General features: G+C 39.1%; 11 protein-coding genes and 1 pseudogene. 7 read left to right on the top strand and 5 right to left on the bottom strand.

Going from position 1 to position 21,495, the window contains the following annotated elements:
* Positions 1-523 precede the first annotated feature (523 nt).
* From H5092_RS05655 to H5092_RS05640, 4 genes are all read left to right on the top strand, one after another.
* Positions 524-2,971, top strand: coding sequence for a M1 family metallopeptidase (locus tag H5092_RS05655; protein WP_154902844.1), 2,448 nt, complete (start codon positions 524-526; stop codon positions 2,969-2,971).
* Entirely contained in the window at positions 2,971-3,465 is a 495-nt protein-coding gene (locus H5092_RS05650; protein ID WP_154902845.1) for a DUF6702 family protein, read from the top strand. The genes H5092_RS05655 and H5092_RS05650 overlap by 1 nt, the downstream gene beginning before the upstream one ends.
* 321 nt (positions 3,466-3,786) lie before the next feature.
* Complete coding sequence (locus H5092_RS05645; protein WP_182720240.1) at positions 3,787-4,404, top strand: HAD family hydrolase; 618 nt, start codon at positions 3,787-3,789, stop codon at positions 4,402-4,404.
* 145 nt (positions 4,405-4,549) lie between these two features.
* Complete coding sequence (locus tag H5092_RS05640; RefSeq protein ID WP_182733073.1) at positions 4,550-5,275, top strand: YebC/PmpR family DNA-binding transcriptional regulator; 726 nt, start codon at positions 4,550-4,552, stop codon at positions 5,273-5,275.
* 209 nt (positions 5,276-5,484) lie between these two features.
* On the opposite strand, the gene H5092_RS05635 is transcribed toward H5092_RS05640, so the two are convergent.
* Positions 5,485-7,674 (bottom strand): malate synthase G, encoded by a 2,190-nt coding sequence (locus H5092_RS05635; RefSeq protein ID WP_182733072.1) that lies wholly within the window; start codon positions 7,672-7,674, stop codon positions 5,485-5,487.
* A 239-nt stretch (positions 7,675-7,913) separates the two neighbouring features.
* On the opposite strand from H5092_RS05635, the gene H5092_RS05630 reads away from it, so the two are divergent.
* Positions 7,914-9,515 carry an isocitrate lyase gene (locus H5092_RS05630; protein ID WP_002959200.1) on the top strand — a complete coding sequence of 534 codons (1,602 nt, stop codon included), beginning with the start codon at positions 7,914-7,916 and terminating at the stop codon, positions 9,513-9,515.
* A gap of 529 nt (positions 9,516-10,044) precedes the next feature.
* On the opposite strand, the gene H5092_RS05625 is transcribed toward H5092_RS05630, so the two are convergent.
* From H5092_RS05625 to H5092_RS05615, 3 genes are all read right to left on the bottom strand, one after another.
* On the bottom strand, positions 10,045-12,063 hold the full coding sequence (locus H5092_RS05625) for a S9 family peptidase (RefSeq protein ID WP_182733071.1): 2,019 nt from the start codon (positions 12,061-12,063) through the stop codon (positions 10,045-10,047).
* Positions 12,064-12,218: 155 nt separating this feature from the next.
* Positions 12,219-12,953, bottom strand: coding sequence for a 5-oxoprolinase subunit PxpA (locus H5092_RS05620; RefSeq protein WP_182733070.1), 735 nt, complete (start codon positions 12,951-12,953; stop codon positions 12,219-12,221).
* A 1-nt stretch (position 12,954) separates the two neighbouring features.
* Positions 12,955-14,766 carry a glycoside hydrolase family 3 protein gene (locus H5092_RS05615; RefSeq protein ID WP_182733069.1) on the bottom strand — a complete coding sequence of 604 codons (1,812 nt, stop codon included), beginning with the start codon at positions 14,764-14,766 and terminating at the stop codon, positions 12,955-12,957.
* Positions 14,767-15,318: 552 nt separating this feature from the next.
* On the opposite strand from H5092_RS05615, the pseudogene H5092_RS05610 reads away from it, so the two are divergent.
* Positions 15,319-16,685: pseudogene (locus H5092_RS05610) on the top strand (diguanylate cyclase).
* On the opposite strand, the gene H5092_RS05605 reads toward H5092_RS05610, so the two are convergent.
* Positions 16,682-17,206 (bottom strand): hypothetical protein, encoded by a 525-nt coding sequence (locus tag H5092_RS05605; RefSeq protein WP_154902851.1) that lies wholly within the window; start codon positions 17,204-17,206, stop codon positions 16,682-16,684. The pseudogene H5092_RS05610 and the gene H5092_RS05605 overlap by 4 nt on opposite strands.
* Positions 17,207-17,355: 149 nt before the next feature.
* Here H5092_RS05605 and H5092_RS05600 point away from each other — a divergent pair, with 149 nt between their 5' ends.
* Positions 17,356-21,378: a rhombosortase-dependent M36 family metallopeptidase gene (locus H5092_RS05600; protein WP_182715956.1), complete on the top strand. Its 4,023-nt coding sequence runs from the start codon at positions 17,356-17,358 to the stop codon at positions 21,376-21,378.
* Positions 21,379-21,495 lie beyond the last annotated feature (117 nt).

Genomic DNA, 21,495 nt, shown 5'->3' with positions numbered 1-21,495 from the left:
ATTTATTTGCCTCAAATAAAAAGGTTGGCGATTTTAAATATAAACTGCACTAAAGATCAACCTAAAATTGCACTATTTATCATTTATCGTAAAAATAGCGAACATTAAGGAAGTTCGGCAATATTTGAGCCAATAATTCAGCTGTTTTCACTGTATTTTTGTTCAGTAAAGTGGGCTTTTAGCTCATTTTACTTGTTGGAAATTTGAGACACTTATACATAGGATTATTGGTTTACCTGATAATGTTAAAGCAATACTTTTTTAGCAAAGTAGGTAAAATTAATGTGCTTTTTTCAAGCTCTAAAACTTGTATTTAACAGCTCAAAACCATTATTAAAACCCACTTTTGTAAAGCCCCTTTACAGTTTTTATTTATTCGTATTTTGTTACAAAATAATTGTACTTTTCAATCTAATAAACTAAGTGAACATCACCCTAAAAATACGGTACTTGGTCGCTAATTTATTGAAGCTAACTGGTATATTTGTCAAAGTATGCTCACAAAATTATATTAGGACTAACAATGAAAAAAATAGGTCTTACGCTAAGTGCTTTTGTATTGCCTTTGGCAATATCTAGTGCGGTTATGGCGTCTTCGGTTGAGCAAACAAAAGGTTCTTTTGTTGATAAATTTCGTCAATTAGACGAAGCGCTTCCTACACCCAACGTTTATCGTAGTGCCGCTGGCGAACCAGGTGAAAGATACTGGCAGCAACGTGTAAACTACGATATTGATGTAAAGCTAGATGAAAAAAAGCACCGTATTACCGGTAGCCAAAGCATTGAATATAAAAATAACTCTCCGCATACACTTAAATATTTATGGTTACAGTTAGATCAAAATATTTTTAAAAGCGATTCAATTGCCGAAACAACTAAAACGTTTAAAAGCACTTTAGAAAGCCTACCAGCTCAAAAGCCTGCTAAATTAAGTTTAGGTGACTTACGCCGTCAGCAATTTATGAGCGACAACGAACTGGGTTATACTATCAGTGGCGTAAAAGATGACGATGGTAAAGAGCTACGCGTAACTGTAGTTGATACTTTAATGCGCATTGATTTAAACGAGCCATTAAAACCAGGTAAAGAAGTAGAATTTAGCATGAACTTTGCCTTCAACATTGTTGAAGAAGATGCTGTAGGTGCACGTTCTGGTTACGAGCACTTTGAAGAAGATGGCAACGACATATTCTTAATTGCTCAGTGGTTCCCTCGCTTAGCGGCTTATACCGATTACGAGGCATGGACAAACAAGCCATTTTTAGGCTCTGGTGAGTTTACGCTTGAGTTTGGTGATTACGATGTTGAGATTACTGTTCCTGCGGATCACATTGTATCGGCAACAGGTAAGCTTGATAACGCGAGCAAAGTACTTACAAGTACTCAGCGCAAACGTTTAAAGCAAGCTGAAACATCTAAGCGTCCTGTGTTTATTGTTAACGCAGAAGAAGCGCTAGAAAACGAAAAAGAAGGCACCGACAAAACTAAAACGTGGCACTTTAAAGCACAGAATGTTCGTGACTTTGCTTGGGCGTCGTCTCGTAAGTTTATGTGGGATGCAAAAGGTTATCAACAAGGTGGTGACGTTCAGCCTTTAGTTATGGCAATGTCGTTCTTCCCTAAAGAAGGTGGTGACTTATGGAAAAAGTACTCAACTGAAGCGGTAGTACACACAATGGAAGTGTACTCTAAGTATTCTTTTGATTACCCGTACCCAACTGCACAGTCGGTTAACGGCCCAGTTGGTGGTATGGAATACCCAATGATCACCTTTAACGGTCCGCGTACTAAGTTACAAGATGACGGTACTCGTACGTATTCTCAGGCTGAAAAGCGCTTTTTACTTGGCGTAGTTATTCATGAAGTGGGTCATATTTACTTTCCGATGATTGTGAACTCAGATGAGCGCCAATGGACGTGGATGGATGAAGGCTTAAACAGCTTTTTAGATGGTGTTGCTGGTCGTGAATGGGATCCTACTATTCCTTGGGGTGTTGAGCCTCGCGATATAGTGAGCTACATGAAGTCAGAAGTCCAAGTACCAATTATGACTCAGTCAGACAGCGTATTACGTTTAGGCCCTAATGCTTATACTAAACCTGCCGCAGCCCTTAATATTTTACGTGAAGTAATTTTAGGCCGTGACTTATTCGACTTTGCATTTAAAGAGTATGCTCAGCGCTGGAAATACAAGCGCCCTACTCCAGCTGATTTTTTCCGTACAATGGAAGAAGCCTCTGGTGTTGATTTAGATTGGTTTTGGCGTGGCTGGTTTTACACCACAGACCATGTTGATATCTCTTTAGATAAAGTGTATCAACTACGTTTAGACACTAAAAACCCTGATATTGATTACAGCCGTTTACGTGATATTGAAGCAGACAAGCCTACGTCATTATTTGTTGAGCGTAACCGCGCCGAAGGTAAAAAAACATGGGTTGAGCAAAACCCTGATGTTACCGATTTTTATGACGAAAACGACCGCTTTACTGTAACCAATAAAGAACGTAACTCGTACAATAAGTTTTTAAAAGGCTTAGAGCCGTGGGAGCGTAAAACGCTTGAACGTGCTTTAGAAGAAGATAAAAACTACTACGTTATGGAATTTTCAAACCTTGGTGGTTTGGTAATGCCTATATTACTTGAGCTAACATATGAAGATGGCACGACTGAAGAGCGTTATATTCCTGCTGAAATTTGGCGTCGTAATTATAAAAATGTTCAAAAGCTAATTGTTACCGATAAAAACAAACCGCTTGTATCAGTTACTGTAGATCCTAATTGGGAAACTGCGGATGTAGATATTGAAAATAATAACTACCCTCGTCGTATTATTCCTTCACGTATTGAAGTGTTTAAAAAGGAAAAGAGTAAAGCTAAAGTAAGTCGCGATATCATGCAAGATATTAAAACTGAGCTTAAAACTGATGAGAAGAAAGACGAAAAAGATAACGGTGAGGAGCCGCAATAATGCGCTTTTTGCTTATTATTGTTTGCCTTTTAGTTGCTGCGCCGAGTATGGCGCATCAACTAAAATCGTCAATTACAACCGTGCTTTTTAATAAACGAACGCATAATGTTGAGTTAATGCACCGCTTTTATTTACATGATACCGAACATGCCGTAGGAACATTATTTGAAGGCAAAATCGATATTATTAGCAATAAAGCCGATCAGCAACGTTTTGCTAAATATGTTGAATCGCATGTTGCTCTACAAACATTAAGTGGTGAACCTTTACCACTTAACTTTGTGGGAGCACAAGTTGATGGTAAGTTTTTTTGGGTTTACCAAGAAGCACCAATTCCTGAAAACATTGAAGGAATTAAAATGAGCAATGGCGCGCTTCGTGATTTATGGCCATCTCAGGTAAATATGGTAAACGTTGAGGGCAAAGGTAAGATTAAAACTTTAAACTTTGCACAAGATGATACTTGGCTCGAAGCCCGCTTTGAGCAAAATTAACAGTTAAAACTTCCCCAACCAACGCGCACTGCAGTTAATGTGCGCGTTTTCTTCATACGTTTAAACTGCGTTCATTTTTGATCTGGTATATGTAAATTTACGTAAAAATTGGTAGTTCAATTTGTATATTTACCATTTTTTGCGCATGCTACAACTACCAATTATATTTACTGTATTATCAATAGATTGATAGCAGTGCAAATAAATAATTTAAATATAGTTAGTTTCATTTATCCCTTTAGCTATAACTGGCTTGGGCATAAGCAGTAGAGAATTTTATGTTTAAATTTTATTTAGTAATAACTAAATTCAGGGAATGATATGACTACTCAGGTTGAGGCTATTTTTGGAGTGATTTTTGATTTAGATGGAACATTGGTTTCATCAGAATTAGATTTTGCATTAATAAAGGCCCAAATAGGTTGCCCTTGCGAGCAAGACTTACTTGATTACATTGCTCAGTTGCCCTCACCGTATATGCGTGAAGAGGCAATGAATATAGTTCACCAACACGAATTAATAGATGCACAACATGCCAGTATATTACCTGGTGTGAGTGAAGCTATTCATGCTTTAAAGTCTAAAAATATTCCGATGGCGATTGTTACTCGCAATTTTGATAAAGCAGCGGCAATGAAATTACAAAATAATCCACTCCCTATCAGCACAGTTTTAACGCGAAGCGATGCCCCAGCAAAGCCAGATCCCAGCGCTTTAAATGCCATTGCTACACTTTGGAACATTAACGCCAGAAATTTACTTTATGTAGGCGATTACCTTTACGACATTCAAGCTGCGCACAATGCAAATATGCGCGCGTGTTTATACGCTCCAGAGTCAACGCCTGCTTATGCCGATCAGGCAGATTACGTTTTACATGACTTTGCTGACTTAGTGACATTAGTTGAGAGTTATTCTGAAAAAATAGAGTTATGTTAAATAGCATGCCATTTGATTTATTCTGAAATGAGTATGTAGTTATAAAAGTTTTTATTAATCAAGTTTTGCCCATTGCGGAGCTAGCCCAATACGTTTTGAATTGGTAAAATACCGCAAAACGTAACGTATTCATTAGGGGCACAAAATGGGCAGAGCATTTGTAGTTCGTCAAAGTTCTATGATCAAAACAGCCAATGCAAAAACAAAAGTAAACTCAAAGTACGGCAAAGAGATTTACGTTGCAGCAAAAAGTGGTGATCCCGATCCCGAAGTAAACCAAACACTTCGCCGTCTAATCGAAAAAGCTAAAAAAGACCAAGTTCCCGCACACGTTATTGAAAAAGCAATTGAAAAAGCAGCCGGTGGCGCAGGAGAAGATTACTCTGTTGCCCGTTATGAAGGCTATGGCCCTGGTAACTGCATGGTTATTGTTGACTGTTTAACTGACAATCCGAACCGTACTATCAAAGATGTACGTTTACCATTTACTAAAACAGACTCAAAAATTGGTACTCCTGGCTGTGTAGCGCATATGTTTGATCATTATGCGGTACTTGGCTTTGCAGGCGATGACGATGAAGTCGTATTAGAAGCATTAATGATAGCTGATGTTGATGTAAGCGATGTTGAAGCCGAGGACGGTAAAATATCGGTATTTGCACCGCCAACAGAATACTTTAAAGCTAAAACTGCCCTTGAAGACGCATTTGAAGGCATTAACTTTGAAGTAGATGAAATTACGTTTATCCCTCAAGTTAATATTGAAATTGAAGACGAAGAAGTTATTGCTAACTTTGATAAGTTTATAAATATGCTTGAAGATTGTGACGATGTACAAAATATTTATCACAATGCCATTGTAAAAAATTAAACGTAAACGGTTAAAAGCTTTAAAAGCGTGTTTTGTGTATGCAAAACACGCTTTTTTACGTTTGAATAAATGTTAGATATTCATGTGTATTATGCTTATTTGAATATATATTTTTAAAATGCCTTAAAAGTGCTGTTATTCTAATTTTAGGCGATAAAAAACCAGCTTTTAAGCTGGTTTAGTACTTAATTTTAACTTTGATTAAGCAGTTAAAGCGTATTCGACTTTTGTGCTTTATATTTTATACGGTAGCTATGTAGTAGTGGTTCAGTGTAACCACTAGGTTGCGTTACGCCCTCTAAAACCAGCGCAGTAGCGGCTTGAAACGCAATGCTGTTATTAAGGGTTTCTTCGCTTGTTGCCATGGGTGTATACGCAGTGTCATGCTCGTTTTGGCCATCAACCACTTTTGCCATTTTAGCCATTGTTGATTTTATTTGCGCTTGTGAGCACACGCCATTTAGCAACCAATTAGCCATATGCTGGCTTGAAATACGCAGTGTGGCTCTGTCTTCCATTAGCCCAATATGGTTAATGTCAGGTACTTTTGAGCAACCTACGCCTTGATCAATCCAGCGTACAACGTAACCTAAAATACCTTGTGCGTTATTTTCTAGCTCACTTTGAATATCTTCTTTTGAAAGCGTTTTAGGGTCTGCCATTAGCGGCGGTGTAAGCAGGTCATTAAGACTCGCAATAGTACGTTTAGCTATACTTTGCTGCTCATTAAATACGTTTATATCGTGATAATGCATTGCATGCAGGGTAGCGGCTGTAGGGGAGGGCACCCATGCAGTATTAGCGCCTGATTTAGGGTGAGCTTGTTTTTGCTCCATCATTAATGCCATTTTATCTGGCATTGGCCACATGCCTTTACCTATTTGTGCTTTATGACTTAAGCCACAAGCAAGGCCAATATCGACGTTGCGATCCTCATAAGCTTGTATCCATGGTTGCTGCTTAATCTGTGCTTTTGGAAGCACAACGCCCGCTTGCATAGAGGTATGAATTTCATCGCCTGTTCTATCTAAAAACCCGGTATTAATAAATACAACACGCTCTTTAGCTGCATAAATACACGCTTTAAGATTTACAGAAGTACGTCGTTCTTCATCCATAATCCCCATTTTAAGCGTGTTTTTAGGTAAGCTTAGCGCTTCCTCTACTAAGCTAAATAAAGTGTTAGTAAATGCCACCTCTTCTGGGCCATGCATTTTGGGTTTTACTATATTAATACTTTGCGCGCTTGAATTTTTGATACCTGTTTTTTTATTTAGGTCGTGCAGGGCAGCAGTGGCTGTAAACATCGCATCCATAATGCCTTCAAACACCGGTTGATTAAACACATCAGTAATAGCAGGGTTCGTCATTAAATGGCCAACGTTTCTTACAAACATCATGCTACGGCCTTTTAAAGTAACGGTGCCGCCATCAAGTGCGGTGTATGTTTTATCACTTTGCAGGGTACGCTCAACAGTTTTATCGCCTTTTTTAAACGATTCAACTAAGTTACCTTGCATCAACCCAAGCCAATTTTTATAAACTTGTACTTTATCTTCTGCATCTACCGCAGCTACTGAATCTTCACAATCCATAATGGTGGTAAGAGCGGCCTCTAGCACTACATCTTTTAAACCAGCCTTATCAGCTTGGCCAATAATGTGGTGGTGATCGATATGTAGCTCTATGTGTAAGTCATTGTTTTTTAATAACACTACAGTTGGGTTTTGTGCTTCTCCTTGATAGCCAATAAGCTGAGATGGGTTAGCTAATGTGGTTTGAGAGCTGTCACGCAAGGTAATTAAAAGTGCGCCATCTACTACTGAGTAATTCGTGCTTTCTATATGCGAGCCATTGGTCAGCGGCAATGCTTTATCTAAAAACTGGCGAGCGTAGGCCATTACCTTAAAACCACGAACAGGGTTGTAGGTATTACCTTTTTCAGCCCCGTCATCTTCGCTTAACACATCAGTACCGTATAAAGCGTCGTATAACGAGCCCCAGCGAGCGTTAGCGGCATTAAGTGCAAAGCGTGCATTACTTACAGGCACAACCAACTGAGGGCCTGCTGTAAGGGCCACTTCGGGCTCTACATTTTGGGTTTCAATTTCAAAGTTGGCAGGCTCTTTAACTAAATAGCCAATATCTTGCAAAAAGGCTTGGTATTTAGCGCTATCCCAGGTTTTATTAGCAAGATGGTAGTCGTCTATTTGCTGTTGAAGCAGCTCTCGCTTTTCAAGCAGTGCCTTATTAATAGGGGTAAGTGTTTGAACGATATGTGCAAAACTTTGCCAAAATTGTGACTCACTTAAGTGAGTGCCTGGTAGCAATTGATTTTTAACGAAATCAGTGAGTTGTGTATCTACGCTGAGTCCTGAATGTGTGAGAGTGTGGGACATAGTTGCCTTCCTTTAAACGGTCGCGATGTTGTTGTGTGCTTGTGCGTAAGGCAACAATAACTCAAAAAGGCAATGTTGAGTGCTTTTTAGCTATTCACAAAATGTATAGCCACAATAACAACTATAAATTTACTAAATCTAGAAAAGGAGCCTAATGTTGAATTAAGCGCTACGGAACACACTCCTAGCCACTCTCACAACATTAAAATAATTTACACACTCGTTCGAAGGATTTTATTATGACAACATATCAACGCGAAACAGACACACTCTCTACTCTTTGCCAAACACAAGGCAGCGCATGGAAAGCTATTAACCCTGAATACGCAAGCCGTATGCGTTTACAAAACCGTTTTCGTACAGGGATTGAAATTGCGCAATACACAGCAGACGTAATGCGTGAAGATATGGCTGCATATGACGCCGACACAAGCCAGTACACCCAATCTTTAGGCTGTTGGCATGGCTTTACAGCCCAGCAAATGATGATGGCTATTAAGCGCCATCAAAAAACAACTAAACGCAGCTATGTATACTTAAGTGGCTGGATGGTTGCAGCGCTCCGCTCTGCATTTGGTCCGCTGCCAGATCAAAGCATGCATGAAAAAACATCGGTACCTGCGCTAATTGAAGAAATTTACACGTTTTTAAAGCAAGCTGATGCACGTGAACTAGACCACTTGTTTAACGACCTAGATGAAGCAAAAGCGAACGGCGGCGATGTTCAAGCTGTTATTGATAAAATAGACAACTTTGAAACCCATGTTGTGCCAATTATTGCTGATATTGACGCAGGTTTTGGTAACGAAGAAGCAACTTACTTACTGGCTAAAAAAATGATTGAAGCCGGTGCGTGTGCCATTCAAATAGAAAATCAAGTATCTGACGCCAAACAATGTGGTCACCAAGCGGGTAAAGTGACCGTTCCACACGAAGATTTTTTAGCAAAAATTAACGCAGTACGTTACGCCTTTTTAGAGCTAGGTATTGATAACGGTATTATTGTGGCACGTACAGATTCATTGGGTGCCAGCCTTACGCAAAAGGTACCTGTGTCGCAAACACCAGGAGACTTAGCAAGCCAATACAATGCATTTTTAGAAACCACGCCCATTAACGGTGTTGATGACTTAAATGAAGGCGACACGGCAATGAAAATTAATGGCCAGTTATGTAAACCAACTCGCCTAGATAACGGTTTATACCAGTTCCGCGAAGGCACTGAAAAAGACCGCGTAGTATTAGACTGTATTACTAGCTTGCAGTCGGGCGCTGATTTACTGTGGATTGAAACAGAAAAACCACATGTTAAACAAATTGCAGAACTGGTGAATCGTGTAAAAGAACACGTGCCAAATGCAAAACTGGTATACAACAACTCGCCTTCGTTTAACTGGACGCTTAAGTTTCGTGAGCAAGTGTATCAAGAGTGGGAAGAAGCTGGCCGTGACCTTAGTGCTTACCCAAGCCTTGGCGATAATAAAGGCCTTATGGCACCAGAAATGGATGCAACAGAGCTTGCACAAGCAGCCGATTTACTAGTGCAAAACTTCCAGCGCGATGGCGCACGTGAAGCAGGTATTTTCCATCACTTAATTACTCTGCCTACGTACCATACAGCTGCGCTAAGCACTGATATTTTATCAGAAGGTTACTTTGGCGATATGGGTATGCTGGCTTACGTGCGTGATGTACAACGCCAAGAAATTCGCCGTGAGCAAGCTTCTGTTAAACACCAAGACCTAGCAGGGTCTAACATGGGCGATACGCACAAAGAATACTTCTCTGGTGATAACGCGCTAAAAGCCGGTGGTGAAGATAACACCATGAACCAGTTTTAATTCCTAACTAGATAGTGTTACTCAAGGGCCAATAGGCCCTTTTTTATTGCTTTAATTTTTAGATCAGACTTTGACTAACTAAATCATATTGGATCACTATTTAACTACCTGAGTGAATCTACAGATCAGAGTTTAACTAACGTTTTATAAAACAACCTTTTTTAGGTGATTTTGCTGTAATTAGCGTTTACGGCAACTAAAAAAAGCGGATAAGTGACTGATTTTTGCTTTAATAGGCAAACGCAGATAATTTATAAACCGATTTTTTACTAACTTCTCGTTGCTATAAAACAAAATTTTACTAACTGAGAGGTTATAAACAGTGACTCAAACCGATTTTTTACCAACTCAAGTTACAAAAAATGCTATAAACCGAAATTTTACTAACTGAAGTTTTAGCTAAGTCCGATATTTAACTGTCACAGAAGTGTAAAGGGGGTTTACAGTTTGAATACTACGGCGATAAATACAAAAGCCACTTATTTAAAGTGGCTTTTATTTGAGCTATAAATGTTATACAAATTTTAGGTTATTTAGTGTGTTTATCAAACCACCATTGAATATAAGCAACTTTGGTCATTAAGTTTGATGGGCGAGCTGTAATACCATGCGATGTATCAGGAATTCGCACCATTGCAGTATCAACACCTTGTAACTTTAATGCCTGATAAAACTGTTCAGTTTCTGAAATTGGTGTACGGTAGTCAGATTCCCCAGTGAGCAACATAGTAGGAGTTTTAACGTTTCCAACATAGCTAATAGGCGAGCGTTTCATGTAATGCTCAATGTGATCCCATGGTTTCCCTGGAAACCAGTAATCAGCAAAAAACGGGTAAAAATCGGCAGTTAGTACAAAGCTGATCCAATTAATAACCGGTTTGGCAACTACAGCCGCAGCAAAACGATCGGTATGACCCACAATCCAAGCTGTTAGCACGCCGCCGCCAGAACCACCGGTCACAAACAATTTAGACTCGTCAATAAAGCCTTTCGCTATTAGCGCATCAACGCCTGTCATTAAGTCATCAAAATCGTTACTTGGGTAATTATGATGAATAGTTTGTGCAAACTCTTTACCATAGGAATCACTACCACGTGGGTTCATGTATAAAACGACATTACCTTTGGCTGCAAACAGTTGAATTTCAGCGCTAAAGTGCGGGCCATAATTAGCGACAGGACCGCCGTGTATTTCTAGTATTAGCGGGTATTTTTTGCTACTATCAAATTCTGGCGGGTAGGCAATCCACCCCTGAATAGGAAGCTCATCGTGGCTTGATTTAACCCAAATTTCTTCCACTTTAGCCAAAGCTTTGTCGCCCAATGCATCTGCATTAAGGGTAGTTAAACGCTGCACTTTACCGCGTTTAATTGTTGCTATATCAGCAGGGCGCTGAGTATCTGCAAGGGTAAAGGCTACCTCGCCATCTTCGCTTACATCAAAGTCGCCACCAGAATAAGGGCGTCCAAAGGCAACGCTGCCAATTTGAGTTGTTATTATTTTACGCTTGCCACTGCGTGGTTGATATGCAAGGGCGGTTTGACCTTTATCGGCGTAACTAAAGTACACACCTTTTGAATTGGCACTCCATTTTATTTGACCTACGCTACGATCAAAATTTGGCGTTAAGCTAGTTGTGTTACCTGTTTTTAAATCACGAATATAAAGTTGAGCATTTTCGTAATTAGTGCGTTTATCGTCATAACCTGTGTACGCTAAGTAACGACCATCGGGCGATACTTTAGGTTGTTCATCAGGGCCATCTCGTTTAGTAATTTCGGTTATAGTTTGCGAGGCCAAATCAAGTTTATAAATTTCATTATTTGTGAATTTTAGCTGGTTGTTAGTGTGCCTGTTCGCAGAAAAATAAAGTGATTTACCATCGTTACTAAAGCTTACATCGCCCGCGTTGTCAAACTCATCATGAGTGAGTTGTTTAGCATTACCACCGTTAGCATCTATGGAAAATAATTGGCTAAAACCTTTTTGTGTGTAACCGCCACCATCTGAACGGTAATACAAATCATCAATAAATTTGGCGGGCTCTGCCCAGGTTGCGCCTTTTGGTTTACCCGGTAAGCTCACTGGCGCTGAATTAGCGCTTGGGACAAACATGCTAAATATTAATTGGTTAGAATCAGGGTTCCATGTAATCGAACGTGGACTACTCGTTAAGTTACTAATTTTTGCCATAGCACCGGTTTTAAGCCATTTAATATATATTTGGCTGCTGCCATCGCGGGTTGATATAAACGCAAGGCGTTGACCATCAGGAGAGAGTACTGGCGAATAATCCATATGTACGCCAGAGGTTAGCGGCTGCATTTGTTTAGTTTTGTAATCAACAGACCAAATATTACCCACTTTGCGATCTGTTTTTATATCCATGCGGTTACGCACAAAATAAACAGTTTTACCGTCTTCGGTTATATCTATTTGATTAGCATATTCTAAATTAAACACGTCTTGCAGTTGTAGTGTATTTGTTTCAGCGTAGGCTAAATTGCTACAGCCTAAAATAAGACTAAGTGTTAAAAGCTTTTTCATTTTTATCCCTGTTGTTACTTTTTTTAATTTGCTAAGTAGTTATATGTTAGGGATTATTAAATTAACAGTAGGATGCGATGAAGCTCTTATTTAAATCTATGAGTTAAAGCTGTAAAGGGGGTTTACAGCTTCTATTTGTGGTTGTGTAAAAGTGTTTAGTTAGCTGAGTTACACAGGGCTTTTATGTCTTTTATAAGCGCTATGCCATCAGCGTTGTCGCCATGTACGCATAAGCTATGGGCGTTGAGCGTTAGTTTTTTTCCAGTTCGTGTTGTCACGCTGCCATCGGATAAAAGCTGAGTTACTTGTTTTAGTAATGCAGCTTTGTTGTGAACGCTACCCTCAAGTGTTCGTGACACTAAATGCCCGTCGTCGGTGTACTGCCTATCGGCGAATGCCTCGAGTATTAGATCAACTCCTGAGCTTTTGGCTATTTGAATGTGCTTATTGGCATTTTTAGTCGCTAAAATCATTAGCTTTAAATCTGTTGGGTAGCTGGCAATTACATTTATAACGGTTTGTAATATTTGATAATTTGCCATCATGTCGTTATAAAGTGCGCCGTGGGGTTTTACATAGCTAAGTGTTAAACCTTGTACTTTTGCCATCCCCTCAATAGCGGCTATTTGATAGTGCAGGCAATTTGTAAGCTCTTTTTCGCTAAGTACCATTGAGCGCCTACCAAAGCCCTGCTTGTCTGGGTAGCTTGGGTGAGCACCAATTTGTACGTTATGTTGCTTGGCAAGTACAAGAGTGTTTGCCATTACATCGGCGTCACCTGCATGAAACCCACACGCAATGTTAGCCATATCAATATGTGGCATAACGTCATCGTCTAGCCCCATTTTCCACGCGCCAAAGCTTTCGCCTAAATCACAATTGAGTTTCATATTAGTGCGCCTTTTGCGGTTTTATTGTGACAGGTAATACGCCATTAGCCGGTGCTTCTCCTAGTAACACTTTTGCAAGTGCGATAAAAGCAGGGCCAGATACAATATCGTTTTTATCTACATCAATATTATATGCATACGATGCAAGTACAGCATTTGCATAATCGCCAAATTTAGCAATGTCGTAAGGTGCTCTTAGGCTTATAAATACAGTGCTTTTGTTTTTCTCTTTTGCCACTTTTAATAATGACTCAAGTGCTTTTGGCTGCTCAGCATTATTAAGTGCAAAATTTGAATCATCTTTTAAATCATCCATACCGCCAATTTCGACCGCACTTTGATTAGGTGTTGCATTACCGGCGATAACTACATCAGCAGCGTGTATTTGTGTTTTAGCTTGTGCCGGATTAAACCCTTGTAAACTACTACAACTATAGTTAAGTTTTTGCTGGCTGATAGCTTCAATCGCTTGCTGCATTGCCATACATTTACGCGTGTCGGGCATAATAATATGAACATTACTTCCTGCTTTTAAATTAAGCGGCAAAGTACTGTTATTATTTTTAACCTGCGTTATTGCCTCTACAGCAAGCTGCGCTTCTATTTCGCGATGTGCTGCACTGCCAATTGTTTGCTTTGCATTTATGAGCGCGGTAATAGGGTCAAAATTAGTGCTTAATCTAAATTTATTTTTAAGTGTAATTATACGCTGTGCCGATTGTGCTATTTCTTGCTCATCAAGTTGGTTTGATTTAACCGCTGCAACAAGCTCTTTAATAAGGCCATCGAGTTTATTTAAATCATCTGGTGTTCTAATTTCAATAGGCATTAGGGCAATATCAGCTCCAGCGGCAAATGTATTTATTACCGCTTGAGTTGGTGTAAAGAAGTTACTAATACCAGCCATATCAAGCGCATCGGTTACTACAACTCCTTGGTAATTAAGCTCGCCACGTAAAATATCAGTAATGATTGCGCGCGACATTGTTGCCGGTTTTATCATCGTTTTGCCATTAACACTTATAAACGTTGTGCTATCGAGCGCTGGGTATTGAATATGCGCCGTCATTATCATGCCTGGGTTTTGCTTGGCAATAATGTGTTTAAACGGTGCTAGGTCTTGCTCGTAAATAACTTCTTTTGCGTGGTTTACTTTAGGCAAACCCGTATGGCTATCTACGTTTGTATCGCCGTGACCCGGAAAGTGCTTTAGCGAGGTAATCACGCCGTTGCTTTCAAATCCTGCAACTTGTGCGGCGCCCAATTTACTCACTAATGCTGGATTTTCACCAAACGAGCGTACGTTAATAACTGGGTTGTCGGGGTTCATGTTTACATCAACCGTGGGCGCGTAGTTTACATTTATACCCAGCGAATTTAGCTCTTTAGCTATTACTGTTGCTGTTTTTGTCGCAAAGCTTGTACCGTGTTTTTTGTAGGTTGCGCCAATCGACATATTACCCGTAAATGAGGTGGCAACATCGCGTGGTAAACGCGCTACACGTCCACCTTCTTGATCTATTGATATAAATAGCGGCAGCTTACTAATGGATTTACTTGCAGCTGTTTGCAATTGGCTATTAAGCGTAATTGTTTGCTCTATCGATTGAGTGTTTTCAGAAAATAAAATTACCCCACCAATATCGTATTTTGCAATAGTGGTAGCGAGCTCATTAGGTAACTCGGTCATTGGAGTTCGGCATTTATTACTTACTCCTTGCTGGCAGTAGTAACGAAAGTCGAGTATTAGCTTTTGCCCAAGTTGTTGTTCAAGAGAAAGCACGGGTTTAGCAAGCGAGGATTGTAATGGCATTAAGCACCCAGATAAAAAAACGATAGACGATACAATACACTTATTTAGCAAAACACACTCCAAAGCTAAAAAGTAGATAAGTGTAAGCAGCTTAACTACTTTTTGAGGTAACTGCAAAAGAAGGATTTTTTGCAGAGGAAACAATAACGTATTGTAAAAGTTAAAGAAAATTTATAGTCTTGCAACTAGCGAAAAGTTATATTTAGTTATATTTTTTGTGGCTTTGTTAATATTAGATAATAAATTTTCAAGAGGGTATAATTGCGGGCTTTATATACAATTATAGGTTCGGGTACTGAATACCTGTACTTAGGATGGCATACGTTTGCGAAAAAAGTTATTAACGGCCTTAAATCTTCGATTTCTTATTTTGCTTTTAGCGATTACGGCTTCTAGCTTTTAGCGATTACGGCTTCTATTAGTACTTTAGTAAGTAGCTTTTATTCTACCTACCAAGTACAAAAAGAGCAGTTAACAGCTTACACGCTAAAAAGTAACTATGCTTATGCCAATAAACTGGCATCAGCAACAGATAATTTTTTAGAATCCGCAATGCAACAACTGGCCTATTCAGCTAAAAAAATAGAGCAAAGAGTTGATGATGAAGATTTATTAAACCAAGAAGCGACCCGCTTACACTTACAAACGAATAGCTTTAACTCGGTTGTAATTAATAAGCATAGTGTTGTTGTCGCAACCTCTCCTAAATTTCCGCAACTTATTGGTGAATCAATCCACTCACCTGGCGCTGTACAAGCGCTACAAGAAAAAAGACCATTAATCAGCGCGCCTTATATGTCGGCTGCTGGGAACTTTATTGTTTTTATTTCTCATCCTTTGTTTGATCAAAGTGGAGATTACCTTGGTTATATTGGTGGCTCTCTTTATCTAAAGGAGCGTAATATTTTAAATAGCTTATTAGAGCAGCATTATTATGAGGGTGGAACATATATTTATGTGGTCGACGCCAGTAGGCGAATTCTCTATCACCCAGATCAGGCACTAATAGGGACAGTCGTCACAAATAATTCCATCACTAATAATATGATTACAGGCCAAAGCGGTACTTCTATTGTTAAAAATAGCCAAGAGATAGAAATGCTAGCAGGCTTTTCCTCTGTGCCTAAAGCAAAATGGGTAATTGTCGCTCAGCGCCCTGTAAGAGCAACGCTTTCGTCACTTGATTTACTCATTTACTCATAACTGAAGTAATAAAACGTACATTACCGATGGCTGTTATTACGTTTCTTTTAATAGGTTTTTTTGCTCACTTAATTTCTAGACCTTTAAAACAACTAGCAGACAAAGCAAACACACTTGACGATCCAACAAGTATTGAAGAGCTAAAAAGTGTTAAATCTTGGTACTTTGAAAGCCAAAGACTAAAAATTGCAATGCTCAATGGAGTTAATACTTTGCAAATGCAGATAGGTCAGCTTCGTCATGATGAGCAAACAGATCCCCTAACTGATACTCACAACCGTAGGAGTTTAAACGGTTTATTAAACCAGTTGATGTTTAAGCAAACTCCATTTGCTATTTTAGAGATAGACATCGATTTCTTTAAGCGAGTTAACGATACCTTTGGCCATGATAAAGGAGATGAAGCTCTTAAATCGCTTACTGATATTATCAAAAAATTATCTCGAAAAGACGATATCGTAGCACGTATAGGTGGTGAAGAGTTTGTACTTGTCTTGCCTAATGAAAACAGCCAAAGTGCGCTCAAAATAGCAGAGCGACTACGTAAAACTGTTGAGTCTACAAATATGGAAACTATCGGCTTTATAACAATTTCAATTGGGATTGCAACTTGGCCTGAGCACAGTAACGACATAGACCAAGTTTACAAATGTGCTGACAAAGCACTTTACCATGCAAAAGAACATGGCCGTAATCAGTGCATTGTTGCTGATTAAAAGTGTGTTTCGATAGGTGAATAGTTAATTGCAATTTCTACATTGGTCACTGATTTATAGCTGTTTAAAGCACTAGACAATCCTGCAATATCAACACCTTTTTCAACAAGTAATGTGTAATTGTGAGCTGTTGACTTGATTAATTCATAATTATTTTTTAACTCATCAGGCACAGAATCGGTATTTAATGTAATGGTAAGAGTACCTGTTACTACACCTTTTTGTTTTAAGTTCTGATTATAAATAACGTCGCCTTTAAATAACTGCTCAGAGTTAAAGATAAGTTTATCACCCGATGAATTTATGCTTTTAGATGCATTTTTAATAACACCTTGACTACTTTCTTTTTTAGGGAAAATAGTGTCACTTTTCTGGTTCTTAGATGGTTCTTTTATAATGATTTCTGCTGTTTTAGGTTGTGCCTGAGAGTTGTTAACCTCTGTTTTTTCACTGTTATTACATGCAGATAGTAATAAAGCTGCGATTATTGGCACTGCACTTGTAAAAATTATTTTTTGCATTCGTTTACCTTTGTTTACTTTTCTTTAAATTTAAAGCTATTCAGCCTTATTCAAGTCTGTATATTAACAACTTAACTAGATGTTTACATAAAACAATCAATTTAAAAACATTAAGTATTTAAACATAATAAATACAAACAGGTGGATACATGTCTCAATTCAAATTAACAACTATTGCCATGGTTGTAACATCTACATTAGCAGCAGGTGAACTAACGGCCGCTGAACAAACTCGATTTTATGATGTAAGTGCAACAAATTCAGTTACTCAGGGCGCTTCTTTAGCTGCCGTTCAGCAGAAAACCTTAGCCGAACGCGCCACTGTGTCGGGTCAAAAATCTATTTACGATGCACAAATGGGTAAAGCAACATTTTTGTGGCAAGCAATAGGTCAGCGTAAGCCTGACATGGCTTTAATCGCAGCTGATAACCGTAATCAATATGCTGCTGACTTTTATATTGAAACTTTAACAGGTATTAGTAATCGTAAAGCAACAGCATCTTCTGCTGTTATGGTTGATTTATCAGAGCAAAAACGCGGTTCTATTAGTGCAAAATACAAACAACAAGTAAACGGTGTTGAAGTTTTTAACCGCGAATACAACTTGTTAATGGATAAAGAGTACAACTTAGTAGCAAGTTCGGGTTATTTTGCTGATACGTCGTCATCTAAAAATAAACTTGCTGCGTTAACTGGTTTTGTAAGCTCTGAGCAAAGCATAAGAAAAGCATTTAGTGAATTAGCAAATATTGATGTCTCACTTCGTAAAATTGGTAACGAAGGTGGATATGCAAAATATGAGGCTAAATCATTAGATGATTCTAAGATTGTTTTAGGTACACCACGTGCAAAAGAAGTGTTTTTTGAAGTTGCAGGCGAGCTTAAATCAGCTTACTACATTGAAGTAGAAGTAGCAGAAGTTGGCTCTTTAGAAAGTGACTACTTTAGCTACGTAGTAGATTCAAATAACAGCAAAGTATATTTTGCGAAAGATTTGAAATCTCATGCAGCTGACTTTAATTACCGTGTTTACGCAAACCAAGATGGCTACCCAATGGAAAGCCCGCACGGTGACGTAATTCCTGCAGATGGCCCAGGACAAGTAGACGAGACTGAGATTTTAGATGCGCCAATGGTATCTCTATCTTACTACAGCAAACTAAGCACAATGGACCCATGGTTAGCTGATGACGCAACAACAACATCAGGTAATAACGTATTTGCTTACGCAGATGTGGTTGCACCTCAAGACTTTAGTGAAGGTGACTTTACTGCTGAAACAACAGCAGACTTCACATTTGACTACCCTTATCAAGTAGATGAAGTCGCAAATAGCTACGCAAACCGTAAAGCGGCTATTGTTAACTTGTTTTACATGAATAACTTTTTACATGATTTTTTCTATGACCATGGCTTTGATGAAACGTCAAATGTAGCGCAGGTATCTAACTTTGGTCGTGGCGGCGTAGAAGGTGACCCGATTGAAGCACAGGCTCAAGATAACTCAGGTCGTAATAACGCAAATATGTCTACGCCAGCTGATGGTGCTAGTCCACGTATGCAAATGTACTTGTACAACAGTAAAGATGCCACTGTTGGTGTAGATTTTGGTATTACAGTAACTTCACATGATTCTTTAGGTCTTTTAGCTTCAACAAAAGAATCGGGCTTTGGTAAATACCAATTCAGTGACGTGGCTGCAGAAGTTGTTCGTTTAGATGATGGAAATACAGTAGATTCAACAAGTGTAAATGATGGTTGTGAGCCTGCTATAAATGCAGCTGAACTAGCAGGAAAAATTGCAATTGTAGACCGTGGTTCATGTGCTTTTACAGTTAAAGTAAAAAATGCACAAGATGCAGGCGCAATAGCAACTATCGTTGTTAATAATGACCCAGATACGGCAGAACCGGCACCAATGGGCGGTGAAGACGATACTGTAACCATTCCAAATATGGGTTTAAATTACGCTGATGGTCATGCAATGTATGACCTAATTGATGTTCGTGAAGTTGTTACTGTAAACATGTTTACAAAAGCAACATTAAAAGATGGTACGTTTGATAATGGTATTATTGCTCATGAATGGGGTCACTATATTAGTAACCGCTTAGTCGGTAATTCATCAGGCCTTATTAACTTCCAAGGCCGCGCAATGGGCGAAGGCTGGGGCGATTTCCACTCATTAATGTTTATCGCTAAAGAAAGCGATATAAATATTACAGGTAACGATAAGTTCCAAAAAGCATATGGTAGCGGCACATTTGTAGAAGACTTCTACTTCGGTATTCGTCGTCTTCCTTATTCAACTGATACAGATGTAAATGCATTGTCGTTCCGCCATATTACTGAAAATGCTGGCGCTGATATTGGTATTTCACCAACAAGCGTAGCCTCTCCTCATGCTGCCGGCGAAATTTGGGCAACTGTATTATGGGAAAACTACGTAGCGCTTATTAACGAGCATGGCTTTAATGAAGCACAAACTCGAATGGCTGATTACTTAGTTGCAGGTTACAAGTTAACGCCTATAGCACCAACCTACACTGAAGCACGTGATGCTATTTTAGCTGCAGCCTATGCAGTAGACCCTGCTGATTACAAACTAATGGTAGGTGCATTTGCTAAACGTGGTATGGGCCTTGGCGCAGTATCGCCAGATCGTTTCAGTAATGACCTTACTGGTGTGGTTGAATCAGATAAAACACAGCTTTCTAGCTATGCATTTGCAAGTGCTGACTTAAACAACATGTACAATGGTACAGAGCTTGGTTTTTGTACTAATGATAATATTTTAGATAAAGGCGAAACGAGTACGGTTAGCGTAACAATTACTAACCGTGGTAGTGAAGTACTTAGTGGTACAACAGCACAGCTGACTGTTATAAGCGATCACGATGTAACATTTGAAAATGATGGTTTACTTACTTTTGGTGAAGTTCAACCGTACGAAGCAATAACAAGTAACGATATCAAAGTTACTTTGAACGAAGCGGGTACAGCTGAAACACTAGAAATTGAAGTCACATTTCCTGAAATTGAAACAGACGATGATATTGTTGAAGCGCTTGATCAAACACTCACGTTTGAAGTAAATATGGGCTTTAAATCAGAAATGCCTGTTGGAGCTGTAGCTTCAGATGATATGGAAGTAGCAAGTTCATCACTATTAGATTTAAAAGAAAACGTAATGTTTGGTGGTGACTTAGCTGTTGGCACTCAGGTAATGGATAATAGTAGTAATATTGCCTTCTTTGAACAAGGTGGGTTTGGGCTAGGCACACAGGCAATGCGCCTTGTAAATAATGGTTTCCAATCAGATGTAGCAGTAGAGAGTAAGTCATTCGAAGTTGGTTACTCAGGCGACTTTGAAATCTCATTTTGGCATTTCTATAGTATTGAGCAAAACTGGGATGGTGGTGTTGTAGAAGTTAGTGTTAATGGCGGTGACTGGGTTGATGCTACTGAAATTGGCGGCACATTTGATGTTGGCTACGACGCTGTTCTAATCGAAAATGATTCGCAAGAACTTCAAGAACGTGAAACTTTTACAGGTAATAACGTACAAGATAGTGGCGCGTATGGTAATTATGAAACTATCAACTTTGGTGATGCTCTAAACGGCAACTTAGTAAAAGTGCGCTTTAGAATCTCATCAGATGGCGCAGTTGATGATTTAGGTTGGTGGATTGATAACCTAACTATGTCTAACGTTTTATCTCCTGTATTTTCAGAGCTTGTAGCGGGTGATTCACTAGCATGTGATAACGCAGCCCCACTTGTTTTAGTCGAAAGTGCATCGGCGGAAATTACTGAATCTGCTACAGGAACAATTACAGCAACAGCTACAGATCGCAATGGTCAAACACTAACTTATGCTTGGACTCAGGTTAGCGGTAGTGCTGCTACGCTCACTGGTACTGACACTGAAACTTTAAGCTTTACACCTGCAGCTATTACTGCAGATGAAGAGCTTGTTTTTGAAGTTGCCGTAAGTGATGGTGTAACAACTGTGACTCAACAAAGTACTGTAATGGTAAAAAATGAAGCGGTAGCAACAGTGCCTGTAACTGAATCAAAATCTAGCGGTGGTGGTAGTTTTGGCTTTATAGCTTTATTACTTACTCCATTAGTATGGTTTAATAGACGCCGTAAAAACGTAAGTAAATAAGTTTAAATAACATCCCGTCATCTCTAAATACATGACGGTTTTAATGAAAGGCCAGTAGCGTTTGCATCTGGCCTTTTTTATGCACTTAGTTTGATTTTTTTAGTCCTGAGCACAGTA

It is taken from the genome of Pseudoalteromonas sp. SR41-7, from assembly GCF_014163935.1.
GTDB lineage: Bacteria > Pseudomonadota > Gammaproteobacteria > Enterobacterales > Alteromonadaceae > Pseudoalteromonas > Pseudoalteromonas distincta.
Note: the sequence above shows the minus strand (reverse complement) of the source record. Positions and strands in the feature narration are given on the sequence as shown.